The sequence below is a fragment of the Azospirillum canadense genome (assembly GCF_025961225.1).
In the GTDB taxonomy this organism is placed as follows: Bacteria; Pseudomonadota; Alphaproteobacteria; order Azospirillales; family Azospirillaceae; genus Azospirillum; species Azospirillum canadense.
This window is the reverse complement of sequence record NZ_JAOQNG010000002.1, coordinates 745,001-756,592: the sequence shown is the minus strand read 5'-3', so window position 1 is coordinate 756,592 and position 11,592 is coordinate 745,001. Positions and strand designations below refer to the sequence as shown.

At 67.3% G+C, this 11,592-nt stretch carries 11 protein-coding genes (1 of these 11 running past the window's edge); 3 read left to right on the top strand and 8 right to left on the bottom strand.

What is annotated here, in order from left to right; translation table 11 throughout:
- The coding region (locus M2351_RS17965; RefSeq protein ID WP_264657483.1) for a M3 family metallopeptidase at positions 1-370 on the top strand (370 nt) is incomplete at its 5' end.
- A gap of 4 nt (positions 371-374) precedes the next feature.
- On the opposite strand, the gene M2351_RS17960 is transcribed toward M2351_RS17965, so the two are convergent.
- From M2351_RS17960 to M2351_RS17950, 3 genes are all read right to left on the bottom strand, one after another.
- Positions 375-959 (bottom strand): hypothetical protein, encoded by a 585-nt coding sequence (locus tag M2351_RS17960; protein WP_264657482.1) that lies wholly within the window; start codon positions 957-959, stop codon positions 375-377.
- 28 nt (positions 960-987) lie between these two features.
- Positions 988-1,839, bottom strand: coding sequence for a hypothetical protein (locus M2351_RS17955; protein WP_264657481.1), 852 nt, complete (start codon positions 1,837-1,839; stop codon positions 988-990).
- 91 nt (positions 1,840-1,930) lie between these two features.
- The gene (locus tag M2351_RS17950; RefSeq protein ID WP_264657480.1) at positions 1,931-2,353 is read right to left on the bottom strand and encodes a hypothetical protein; all 423 of its coding nucleotides are present in this window, start codon (positions 2,351-2,353) and stop codon (positions 1,931-1,933) included.
- A 249-nt stretch (positions 2,354-2,602) separates the two neighbouring features.
- Here M2351_RS17950 and M2351_RS17945 point away from each other — a divergent pair, with 249 nt between their 5' ends.
- Positions 2,603-3,493, top strand: coding sequence for a LysR family transcriptional regulator (locus tag M2351_RS17945; protein WP_264657496.1), 891 nt, complete (start codon positions 2,603-2,605; stop codon positions 3,491-3,493).
- Positions 3,494-3,720: 227 nt separating this feature from the next.
- The gene (locus M2351_RS17940) at positions 3,721-4,971 is read left to right on the top strand and encodes a sensor histidine kinase (RefSeq protein ID WP_264657479.1); all 1,251 of its coding nucleotides are present in this window, start codon (positions 3,721-3,723) and stop codon (positions 4,969-4,971) included.
- Positions 4,972-5,002: 31 nt separating this feature from the next.
- Here M2351_RS17940 and M2351_RS17935 read toward each other — a convergent pair whose 3' ends face one another.
- From M2351_RS17935 to M2351_RS17915, 5 genes are all read right to left on the bottom strand, one after another.
- Positions 5,003-5,392 carry a response regulator gene (locus M2351_RS17935; RefSeq protein WP_264657478.1) on the bottom strand — a complete coding sequence of 130 codons (390 nt, stop codon included), beginning with the start codon at positions 5,390-5,392 and terminating at the stop codon, positions 5,003-5,005.
- Positions 5,389-8,478 (bottom strand): hybrid sensor histidine kinase/response regulator, encoded by a 3,090-nt coding sequence (locus M2351_RS17930; protein ID WP_264657477.1) that lies wholly within the window; start codon positions 8,476-8,478, stop codon positions 5,389-5,391. Before M2351_RS17930 ends, M2351_RS17935 begins: the two co-directional genes overlap by 4 nt.
- A 12-nt stretch (positions 8,479-8,490) precedes the next feature.
- A complete protein-coding gene (locus M2351_RS17925) occupies positions 8,491-9,288 on the bottom strand; it encodes a substrate-binding periplasmic protein (protein WP_264657476.1) in 798 nt (265 codons plus the stop codon).
- Between the two features lie 7 nt (positions 9,289-9,295).
- The gene (locus tag M2351_RS17920; protein WP_264657475.1) at positions 9,296-10,078 is read right to left on the bottom strand and encodes a substrate-binding periplasmic protein; all 783 of its coding nucleotides are present in this window, start codon (positions 10,076-10,078) and stop codon (positions 9,296-9,298) included.
- Positions 10,079-10,395: 317 nt separating this feature from the next.
- Positions 10,396-11,592 carry the 3' portion of an FAD-dependent oxidoreductase gene (locus M2351_RS17915; protein ID WP_264657474.1) on the bottom strand. Its footprint extends 474 nt past the window's final position, so only the last 1,197 of its 1,671 coding nucleotides appear in the window; its start codon lies beyond the right edge, outside the window — the gene reads right to left on this strand; the stop codon is at positions 10,396-10,398.

The window sequence follows — 11,592 nt, the reverse complement described above, 5'->3', positions numbered from 1 at the left end:
GGAGTTCCACACCCGGACGGCGGTGGACGAGCTGGACGTTGCCGCCTTCGAGCGCGCGGTGCTGGACAAGATCGGCATGCCGGCCGAAATCGCCGTGCGCCACCGCCCGACGCATTTCCAGCACCTGTTCGCCGGCAGCGGCTACGCGGCCGGCTACTACGCCTATCTTTGGGCGGAGGTGCTGGACGCCGACGGCTACGAGGCCTTCGCGGAGGCCGGCGACCTGTTCGACCCCAGCCTCGCGGCGCGGCTGAAGACCATCTATTCCTCCGGCGACTCGCGGGACCCGATGGATCTGTACACCGCCTTCCGCGGCCGCACGCCGCAGATCGAGGCGTTGCTGAAACACCGGGGCTTGGTCGAGGCGTAACGCCTCACAGGCGCCGCAGGACCCAGGGGACCAGGGCGCCGATCAGCCAGGGCCGCAGCTTGGCGAGGATGACCGGTGCGACGAGCAGAGCCGCCGTCGCACCGGCGTGCGCCATGACGCCGCCCGTCAGTTCGTCAAAGCCGTTCCGCAAGAGCACCACGCCGCTCGCGAAGCCCGTCGCCACCCCGGCGATCTCGCCGAGCGCCTGGGTGGCGTCCACGCCCCAGAGCGGGTTGGCGGTGGTCGTGCGCTCCACCAGCCGGCGAAGCCCCAACGCAAGGCGCGCGGCCGACCGCGCGTCGAAACGGCCGCTGTCCACGGCCTCGCGCGGCAGCGCCACCAGCACGTCGCCGTCCGGCTGGAGCGTGACCAGCACGGGCACCGTGCGCAAACCATTAGGCTGCAATATTCCTGGTTGGGGATCGCGCAACGGCACGCGCAGCACCAGCTGCCGCCCACCCTGCGTGAAAAAATGGATCAGGATGGCAATGCCGCGCCCGCGTTTCGGCAGCAGCCCGCCCGACCCGGACCGCAATCGCCTTGCGGCCTCCACCAGCGCCCCCCGGCGCCAGCGCCAGGCGTGGGGCATCTTGCGGGTCAGGGCGTGCCGGAGCGGGCTACCCCGTGTCTCCGACCAGCGCGTTCACGGCCTTGCCGGCGAAGCGGCCGAGCGCATCGACCATGAAGCTCCAGTATCGGAAGGAGGTGTCGACCGCGTCGCGGTGCACGCCGATGATCACGCCGTTGCTCGCCGTGTCCCGCCCCTTCAGCACGCGCGTGACCACGTCGCCGTCGATCTGGATGGTCGACTGCATGACGACGGTTTCCGTCCCCATGTCCCAGGCCTTGCGGACGATCACGATGTCGGCGGTCTTCAGATCCGCCATGCGGCGGGCGTCCTCGTCCATGCCGCGCTGGAGCGACAAGGCCGTGAGCCCGCGCCGCTTCATGATGTCCATGACCTGGTCGGAATTGCGCTGGATGCGCGTCAGGATCGGCGGGGAATCGCGGTCGATCTGGGACGCCGCGTGAATCACCTCCGGCCCGGCGTCGGGCTCCTGCGCCGCGTCCAGCACGACCGCCTGCATCTGTCGCAGCCAACTTGCCACCTCGCGCAGATTGTCGAACACCTGCACGGTGGTGCCGCGCGCCGGGTCGTTGCCCGGCAGATCGTGCAGCAGGAAGTCCGCGAGGTAGCGCGTCCCGTCCTTCGCGCCCGCCGACGGCGCGAAGGGTGCGCGGCCCCAATCGAAGCCCTCCGACAACGGAGCGGCCCAGGTCGCAAGGACGCCGGTCCGGCGTTCGCCGAAGACGTTGCTCTGTTCGCACAGGAACACGAAGTAGTCCTGCGCGATGTCGATCAGCGCGTCCCCGACCAGGGGCATCTTTTCCGCCGACATCCCTGATTTCAGGACCGTGTTGATTTCAAGCGTCAACAGGCTGCGCGCGAGGTCGACGAACTGGGACATCGGCACCTTCGGACGGGGCTGGATCGATCAGGGCGGGAACGGCTGGCCGCGGCCGGCCAATCAATGGGAAAGGCCGGCCGTGGCCGGCCGGTCAGTTGGTGGAGCGGCCGGAGAGCTGAACCGCGAAGTCGTGGATGGCCTTCAGGTTCGTGCTCACGATCTCGTTGCTCTTGGTCACCTGGGCCAGGTGGAAGTCCGACAGGCCCTTGTAGGCCGGGTTGGTCGCGAAATCGCGGCTGATCAGGTTCTCGATGTCGCCGGTGACCAGGTTGACCTGGGTCTGGAAGGCGTCGATCGCGGTGCCCGACTTCGGACGGCAGACGAAGGTCGGGCTGTCCGGGTCCTCCTGCACGGTCTCCACGTCGCAGACCGCGGTCACGACGGTGAGGGTGACCAGCTGGTCGAGCTTCTCCGCGATGTTGTTCAGCAGCGAGTTGGCCTTGCCCTGCTCGTTCTTCATCACAGCGTTGCTGGTGAGGGGCTGGCTGACCGGATCGATGGCGGTATCGGACATGGATGCACCTTCGTGAAAGCGACTGGCACAACCTATCTAACATTCGCGCCCAAGTCGAGCTTCCGGCCTCAAATTCGATTAATATGCAAGCCACCCGCCGGAAGCGCGCCGTCCACAGGCGCCGCACCCTGCCGCGCACAAAAGCATGCGACATGAAGACGCGGATCGGGCTATACGGCGTGGGAGGCGGGCCGCCAAATGGGTTGCCAAGCGGATTGCCAAGCGGACAAAGGGGGGACAGGGGCGATGATGGACTGGGACAAGTTGCGGGTGTTCCACGCCGTGGCCGAAGCCGGCAGCTTCACCCACGCGGGCGAAACCCTGAACCTCAGCCAATCGGCGGTCAGCCGGCAGATCAGCGCGCTTGAGGACGGGTTGGGCGTTCCCCTGTTCCACCGCCACGCCCGCGGGCTGAGCCTGACCGAGCAGGGGGAGGCGCTTAACCACACCGTGCGGGACATCGTCGCGAAGCTGACGATGACCGAGACGATGATCGGCGAGAGCCGCGACATCGCCAAGGGCCCGCTGAAGGTGACCGCAACGTCGGCCTTCGGCTCCACGTGGCTCACCCCGCGCATCGGGGAGTTCCTGTCGCTCTACCCCGACGTGCAGTTGACCCTCCTGATCGACGACACGGAGCTGGACCTCGGCATGCGCGAGGCCGACGTCGCCATCCGGGTCAGCGCCCCGCGCCAGCCGGACCTGATCCAGCGCCACCTGATGGCCTTCCGGTCCCACCTCTACGCGCACCAGGATTACCTGAAAAAGCGTGGGGAGCCGCAGTCGGTCGCCGATCTTGCCACGCACGACCTGATCACTTTCCCGCAGGACATGCGCGCGCCCTTCGCCAACACCCACTGGCTGAGAAGCCTCGTGGACAGCGCGGTCGCCCGGAACCGGACGGTGCTGCAGGTCAACAACCTGTACGCCATCGTTCGCGCCGTGGAGAGCGGCCTCGGCATCGGCGCTTTTCCGGATTACCTGGCGAAGGAGCGCCCGGAACTCGTCCGCTTGCTGCCCGACCTGTCCGGGTCGAAGGTGGATGCCTACTTCGTGTACCCGGAAGAACTCCGGCATTCGAAGCGCATCGCGGTGTTCCGCGACTTCCTGATTCGCAAGGTGACGGAAAGCCAGTTCTGAACCCGGCCTCCCACCCTCAACGGAGACAAACACCAGAGTAAGACTCCTTCAAGGAAGCGCTCACGCAACGAAATCCTCCATAAATTGTCTTGGATGAGACCTCCACGCGCGTTAAGTTCCCGACGTGCCGCGTGGCTTGGGTCTCGTCCAGGGAAGGGGATTTGGCAACCGCGGTCGTGGCAAGGACCGCAGGTTCCGCCCGTTGGCCGCGAAAGGAAGGGGCAGGCATGGAAGCACCGACCAGGGCGACCGTTCTCATCGTGGACGACACGGCCGACAATCTGTCGCTGATCAGCCGCTTCCTCAAGGAAAGATACACGGTCAAGGCCGCGAACAGCGGCGAGGCCGCCCTTCGCATCGCCTTTTCCGACGCGCCGCCGGACCTCATCCTGCTGGACGTCATGATGCCGGTCATGGACGGGTATGAGGTGTGCCGGCGGCTGAAAGGCGATCCCCGGACGCGGGACATCCCGATCATCTTCCTGACCGCCCGGACGTCGACCGACGATGAGAAGTTCGGGCTCGACCTCGGGGCCGCCGACTACATCAGCAAGCCGATCAGCCCGCCCATCGTCCTGGCGCGGGTGCAGAACCATCTGTCCCTGAAGGCGACGGCGGACTCGCTGCGCACGACCCTGGAGCAGGTGCGTGCCGCGCACAGCCGGCTGGAGGAAACCCAGCAGCACCTGATCCAGACCGAGAAGATGGCAGCACTCGGCCTGCTCGTCTCCGGCGTCGCGCACGAGATCAACACCCCCGTCGGCGTGGCGCTCACCGCCGTGTCGCATTTGACCGGGCTGATCGACTCCCTGTCCGGCCAGTTCCACGCCGGCGCCATCCGCAAGTCCGACCTTGCGCGGTTCCTGGAAAACGCCCGCGAGGGCTGTTCGTTGCTGACCACCAACATCGTCCGCACCGCCAACCTGATCCAGAGCTTCAAACAGGTGGTCGTGGACCGGTCCGGGTCGGAACGGCGGCAGTTCGACCTGAAGGATTACCTGGGCGACGCGCTTCTGGGTCTCGATTGTCTCCTGCGGGAAGCCGGGCACAACCTGTCGGTCCGCTGTCCCACCGGAATCACGCTGGACAGCCACCCCGGCCCATTGTCCGAGGTGCTGTCCATCCTGGTCCGCAACACCGCGGACCACGCCTTTGACCCGGACCGGACTGGCCAAGTGTCGGTGACCGCCCTGCCCATCGGCGGACACGGCGTGGAGTTGCGGGTCGCCGACGACGGCAAGGGCATCGCCCCCGATCACCTGCCCAAGCTGTTTGACCCCTTCTTCACCACCCGGCGGGGCATCGACTACCCGGGACTGGGGCTCTACATCGCCTTCAACCTGGTCACCCAGGTCCTGCAAGGCACGATCGAGGTGGAAAGCGCGCCAGACAACGGCGCGACCTTCATCCTTCGCATTCCCCGCACCACTTCTGACGCCGCCGGCGCTCACGCTCCCTTGGAGGCGTCCGTCGGGTGAAGGCCCATCGTATGACGGTCTTGGCCAAGGGTCAGCCTTCCCGCCGCAGCACGGCGGCCACCCGCTCCCGCAGCACCGTCGGATCGACCGGCTTGGTGAGATAGTCCGCCGCTCCCAGCCGCAAGCCCCTGTCCCGGTCTCCGGCCTCTGTTCGTCCGGTCATGAAGACGACCGGAATCGCCTTCGTGCGTGGATCGCCCTTCAGCCGCTCGCACACCGCGTACCCGTCCAAGCCGGGCATCATGATGTCGAGCAGAATGAGGTCGGGCGCCGCCCCGGCCGCGATCTCCAGCGCCTTCGCGCCGTTGTTGGCAACCTTCAGCCGGTAGCGGTCCTTCAGCAGCCCGCTGATAATCTTCAGATTGTCCGGCGTGTCATCCACCACCAGCACGGTGGGCGCGAGCGCGGCCGTGTCGGTCATGGGGTGTCCACAGGCGCAAGGACCGGAGCGTCCGCCGGGACCACAGGACCCGCGCATGCCTCGCCCAGCAGCACGGCCGCCTCGTCGAAGTCGAAGTTCCGCACCTGGGCCGCCAAGGACTCGAACCGGTCCGGGAAGGCCGACCGCAGCAGGTCGGCGTTGGCCGACAGGACGTCCTCGGCTTCCGGGTCGCATTCCTTCAGGAGATTTTGCAATCGCTCGCAAACCGCCCTCAACGCGTCGGGGTCCACGACAACCGTCCGGACCGCCGGTTCCAGCGGCGGCAGCGCGGCCTCCAGATGGGCCGTCAGGTCGGCCAGGACGGGCGCGAGCGCGGCGAGGCGCACGTCGATCCGGTCGCGCGGATGCCCGCCGCGGATCGCGAACTCCACCGCCGCCGCAACGTCCTGCACCGCGACCGCCCCGATGTTCCCGGCAGTCCCCTTCAGCGTGTGGGCGCAACGCTCCGCCGTGGCGGCATCGCCCGCGTCCAGCGCCGTCCGGATCCGGTCCGGCGCGTCCTTCTGGCCGGCAACGAACTTGCGCAGCAGGTCGAGGTACAGGCGCCTCTTGCCGAGCAGGCGCTTGACCCCGGCATCGATGTCGAGGCCGGGAATGCCGGACGGGAGTTCGGTCAGATCGGGCCCGGGCTTGGGCGGTGCTTCCGCCGGCACCGGCGGATCGTCCGCGGCGTCATAGCGCGGGCGCACCCAGGTGAGCAGCGCGGACCACAGGGCATCCGGATTGATGGGCTTCGCCAGATAGTCGTTCATGCCGGAGTCGAGGCAACGGTTGCGGTCGGCCTGCATGGCGTTCGCCGTCATGGCGACGATGGGAAGGTCGGCGAAACCCAGCCGACGGATTTCCCGGGTTGCCGCGATTCCGTCCAGCACCGGCATCTGCATGTCCATCAGCACAAGGTCGAAATCCATGCTGAGAACCTTCTCGACCGCAATCGCCCCGTTCTCAGCGACCACCACGGACATGCCCGCGTCGTTCAGCAGCTCGCCGGCGACCTGCTGGTTCAGGTCATTATCCTCGGCCAGCAGGACCCGCGCCCCGCGCAGGCGGGACAGGTCCGGCAACGCGGAGCCGACGTCCTCGGCCGGCGCCGTCCCCGCAGCACCGCCGTCCTCGCCGAGCACGCGCATGATGCAGTCGAACAGGCTGGAGGGGTTGACCGGCTTGAACAGCACGTCCTCGATCCCCGTCCCGTCGGTTCGGCGCAGCACATCCTCGCGGCCGTAGGAGGTCACCATGATCCGGTGGGGCGGCTTGTCCAGTTCCAGCGCGCCGATGCCGGCCGAGGCCTCCAGCCCATCCATGCCGGGCATCTGCCAGTCCATCAGGACGACGCGCACCGGATTGCCGACGGAGGCGGCCGAGCGCACCGCCTCGATGGCGGCGGGTCCGGACGACACCGCCTGCGTCGTGAAGGACATGGCCGTGAGCATGTCGGTCAGCACGAGGCTGGCGCTCTCGTTGTCGTCCACCACCAGACAGCGCAGGCCCCGCAGATCCGGCCGCGGCAGCAGCACGCGGCGCGGCTTGTCCCGGCCCAGCCGGGCGGTGAACCAGAAGCAGGAGCCCCGGCCCGGCACGCTGTCCACACCGACGGCGCCGCCCATCAGCTCCGCCAGCCGCTTGGAGATGGCCAGCCCAAGGCCCGTGCCGCCGTACTTCCGGGTGGTCGAGGCGTCGGCCTGCTGAAAGCTCTGAAACAGCGCCGACCGCTGGTCCGCGGTCAGCCCGATCCCGGTGTCGCGGACCTCGAATCGCAGAAGCAGGTCGTCACCGAAATCCTCGTCCACGCGCACCGCGATCGCGATCTCACCCGTTTCCGTGAACTTGACCGCGTTGTTGGCATAGTTGACCAGGATCTGGCCGATGCGCAGGGGATCGCCGATCAGATCGCTGGGAACGGTTGGTGCCACGTCGAAGATCAGCTCCAGGCCCTTGACCGCCGCCTTCTCGGCGATCAGGTCGGCCAAGTCGGACAACACCTTGTCGAGATGGAATCCCGTGCGCTCCACGCTCAGCTTTCCGGCCTCGATCTTCGAGAAATCCAGGATGTCGTTGATGATTCCCAGCAGATGCTGGCCGGACTGGCTGATCTTGCGGACATAGTCGCGCTGGCGCGGGTTCATGTCCGTCTTCAATGCCAGGTGGGACAGCCCGATCACCGCGTTCATGGGGGTGCGGATCTCGTGGCTCATGTTGGCGAGGAAGCTGGCCTTTGCCTGCGAGGCCGCCTCGGCCCGGTCGCGGGTGATGCGCAGCTCCTCCGTCTGTTCGGCAAGCCGGACCACGGCGTTGAGGATGCTGTCCAGCTCCTGCGTCCGTGCCACAGGCAGCCGGATGTCCCGCTCCCCCGCGCCGATCCGGCGCAGGCCATCCGCGGCCAGCAGGAGCGGCCGCACGACGTGGCGGCGCATCAGCCAGCCCGCGGCGGCGAAGATGGCGAGCACGGCGATGAAGGACAGCTGGATGACCTGCGACACCAGCCGGGTGTGCTCCTGGATTTGAGCGAGCCGTCCGGCGGTCAGTTCCGTCACATCCACCAGCAGGCGGTCGCCGACTTCGTTCAGCCCGACGAGCGTCTGCGCCCATTGCTCCGCCATCCGATCGTCCTTGGTGGCCGGCTGGGCGGGGGACTGGGCGGGGGACTGAGTGTTGGCGCCGTCGCCCCGCGCCGCCGATTCCGCCTTCATGGTGGCCACGCGGCGGATGACGCCATAAGCTTCCGACACCTGCTTCTTCAGATCGGGGTCGAATTGGAAGGTCGGATGGAAGGCGAGCGCCTGGGCGGACAGCAGCGCCTCGCGCCGGCGCCGGGCATCCTCGCTGGCGAGCACGATCGCGCCTGACTGCTTCAACCGCTCCAGGTTCACCACCGCGCGTTGCCGCTCCAGGATCAGCGGGACCATGCGCTCCTGGCTGTCGGCGGCAAGCCGTTCCATCTGCCCCTGCTCCCAGACGATGACGAGGAACAGCAGGCCGATCAGGCCGAGCAGGATGACGCCGCCGGTCAGGATGGCGGGCTGCAGCCGGACCCTGGGGGGCTTGCGGTCGCGAAGGCGCGCCATGGTGCCGTCCAATCAATAGATGTCGAAGGGAAAATACTGGCGGTTGATGCTCTGGTAGGTGCCGTCGCTTCGGACCGCCGCGATGGCGCGGTCGACCGCCGCCTTCAGGTCGGGGCGGTTGAGCGGCAGCACCATGTGCACCGGCCCTCCCAGGCCGCTGTCCGTCATCGGCGTGCCGATGGTCTCGAACCGCTGCCCCTCGTCCGACAGCAGGAAATGCACGGCCTTCAGCGTCGGCGCGAGCACCAGCTCCGCGCGTCCGTCGATTAGGGCCGCCCACAGATCCTCCAGCGTCGGGACCACCAGCAGGGTCGTTCCCGGCCTGCTCATCCGCGACAGCACATCATATTGCTGCGAACCGCGAACCACCGCGATCCGGCGGTCGCGGACCGCTTCCGCCAGCGTGAGTTCCGGCAAACCGCGCTGCCCCAGGAGGCTGGTGCTGGACCGCCAGTAGGGAGTCGAGAACAGCAGGCGCTTTTCCCGTTCCGGCGTGCGCAGCACGTTTCCGATGCCGAGGTCGTAATGCCCCGCCGCCACTTCGTCGATCAGCTGGTTGAACGGCGCGCTCTCCATGCTGCAGGTCACCTGGAGCACACGGCACAGCGCGTTGCCGAAATCGACGTTGAAGCCGACGAGCGTGCCGTCGGCCTCCCTGCGGCTGAAGGGCGGAGCGTTGTCCGACACCAGGACGCGCAACGTCTGCGATTCGGCCGGGGCTGGCGCTGGCGGCTCGGCCCGGGCTCCCTCCATCGGAAGCGCCGCCAGCCATGCCAGACACCACAGGAAGGCGAGCGCCCGTTGGACCATGGCCGCCTCAATAGACACGGAAGGGCAGGAAGCGCGACGTGATCGCGTCGTAGCGTCCGTCCGCGAGGATTGCGCGCAAGGCTTGGTTGACGCGGTCCCGCAGCTCCTCCCGGCCCAATGGCAGGGCGATGGCGGACTCCCCGCCGAGACCTCCCTCGGTGATCGGCTCTCCGACCACCTCCAGGTTCTGGCCTTCGTTGCTCGTCAGCAGATGGACCGCAACCGTCGACGGCGCCAGGGCGAGATCCGCGCGGCCATCGGCCACCGCTTGGATCGCCTCGCCCTGGTCGTCGAAGACCAGGATGATTCCACCCGTGTCGCGCAGTTTGAAATAGTCCTGCTGCTTCGATCCGCGGGTCACCGCGATGCGCTTTCCGGCCAGAGCCGGCTGCGCGCCCAACGGCCATTCGCCAGCCCGGCCGATGTAGCAGGAACTCGACCGCTTGTAGCGGTCGGTGAACAGGTACTTCTTCGCCCGCTCGGGCGTCTTCAGGATGCTGGCGACCGCAAAATCCGCCTTGTTCCGCTCAAGGAGTTCCAGAACTTCCGGAAACGGCAGCAGATCGATCTCGCAACGGACGCCCATGGTCGCGCACAGGGCGCGCGCGATTTCAACCTCGAAGCCGGTGAGCCGCCCCTGGTCGTCCACCATGCCATAGGGGGCCATTTTCCAGGTCAGGACGCGCAGCAACTCGTCCGCTTGGGCGGGTGCCGCACACGCCATCACCGCGGCGAACAGACAGCCCAGAAGACAAGTCGCGATGCGGCGAGCGATGAGCGCACGGTGCATCGGGCCGACTCAAAAACGACGCCAAGCGCCATGGCGCGGCGTGGAACGGGAGAGCCGATTCCGAAACCACACCGAACGGCCACGACGCCCGGCACCATGACCGCGGCGGAGAAACCCAAACAGCCCCGCCGCGTGCCAAATTGTTTTTCCATCACCCATACGCACCCGCCGGGACGTTGTTCTGGCGAGATTACCACTCGGTGCGCGGCAGTCAATCCAGGTCTTGCCGTCTGGAATTGTGTCGTGCGCCAATGATTGCGGAGGTGACCGCGTCCACGAACGGGCAGCCGATCACACCGCTCGCCCAGAAGGCGGCATCACGCCGCCTTCTGGCCACCACTCAGTTCCACGCATGTCTCCTGCTGAAGCTGGCGCGCGAGTTCGTCCGACAGGCGCAGGGCGAGCGCGACGAGGTTGATCGTCGGATGATCGCTTCCCATGGTCGGAAACACCGAACTTCCGCCGATGTAGAGGTTGTGCATCCCGTGCACCTTGCATTGGGCGTCGACCACCCCCTGCTTCGGATCCTCGTGCATGCGGGTCGTTCCCATGTGGTGCCAGCACCAGGACACCCGCTCCTCCCAAGCCTGCTCGGCATCGACCGAATCGGCACCCGCCACGATCAGGCCGCGCCTGGACAGGACCGACCGGACCAGGGCGTGCGTGCGCAGGAAGTTTTCCCGATCCTGCTCCGTCAGGCGCCAGTTCACGCAGGACAGGTTCAATCCAAGCTCGTCGCGCTTGGTGCTCAAGGTCACGCGGCTGTCCGGGTTGGGTACGGGCTCCAGCACCGTCTCCAGCGCGAAGGCGCGCTGCACCCATTCGGGATTCACGACGTTGTCGAACAGGGCGTAGGCCAAGTCCGGCAGGTGCATGGCGATTCGCGGCAGGGCCTCGCGCAGCAAGGCAACGGCATTGCCGTCGGCGGTCCCGAACTTCCGGCGGTCCGACAGCAGCATGCGCACGTCGTGCAACGCCCGGAAGCCCGCCGTCGCTTCACCGTGATACTGCGCGACCAGATAGGTCCTGGAGTTCAACAGGCCCATTTCGCGCTGCGCCGCGTCCGTTGGGGACAAGGCGGCCGCGACCGGCAACTGCGGAACGTTGAGCCGGCGCCGCGACAGCGCCAGGGTCATGTCGTACAACCGCCGGTACCGCTTCTGGTCGGCCAGTCGGATGACCGTCGATTTCACGCGCGGGTGATCGGTGAAATAGCGCCCGACCAGGTCGTGCCCGTTGCCGAGCCCCGCCGGCTGGACACGGTTCGACAACAGGAGAAGCCGGGCGTTGTCGATGCCGCCGCAGCACATGACGAAAATCCGCGCCTTCACGGAAAAATGCGACCCGCTCAAGGTGGCGCATTGCACGCCGCGGACCACGCTCGCCGTGTCGTCGGTGTCGATTTCGACCACGTTGGCGTTGAGGCAGCAGGTCACGTTGCCGGCCAGCTTCATAGCGGGGGTCGAGGCGACGCCGAGCCGCGGTTGGGCGCTGATCTGCGCAACGCGGTTTTC

Excerpts from the sequence above, each read along its gene's own strand:
- M2351_RS17960 (WP_264657482.1), bottom strand. The coding sequence starts at position 959 with ATGCCCCACGCCTGGCGCTGGCGCCGGGGGGCGCTGGTGGAGGCCGCA.
- M2351_RS17955 (WP_264657481.1), bottom strand. The coding sequence starts at position 1,839 with ATGTCCCAGTTCGTCGACCTCGCGCGCAGCCTGTTGACGCTTGAAATC.
- M2351_RS17950 (WP_264657480.1), bottom strand. The coding sequence starts at position 2,353 with ATGTCCGATACCGCCATCGATCCGGTCAGCCAGCCCCTCACCAGCAAC.
- M2351_RS17945 (WP_264657496.1), top strand. The coding sequence starts at position 2,603 with ATGGACTGGGACAAGTTGCGGGTGTTCCACGCCGTGGCCGAAGCCGGC.
- M2351_RS17940 (WP_264657479.1), top strand. The coding sequence starts at position 3,721 with ATGGAAGCACCGACCAGGGCGACCGTTCTCATCGTGGACGACACGGCC.
- M2351_RS17935 (WP_264657478.1), bottom strand. The coding sequence starts at position 5,392 with ATGACCGACACGGCCGCGCTCGCGCCCACCGTGCTGGTGGTGGATGAC.
- M2351_RS17930 (WP_264657477.1), bottom strand. The coding sequence starts at position 8,478 with ATGGCGCGCCTTCGCGACCGCAAGCCCCCCAGGGTCCGGCTGCAGCCC.
- M2351_RS17925 (WP_264657476.1), bottom strand. The coding sequence starts at position 9,288 with ATGGTCCAACGGGCGCTCGCCTTCCTGTGGTGTCTGGCATGGCTGGCG.
- M2351_RS17920 (WP_264657475.1), bottom strand. The coding sequence starts at position 10,078 with ATGCACCGTGCGCTCATCGCTCGCCGCATCGCGACTTGTCTTCTGGGC.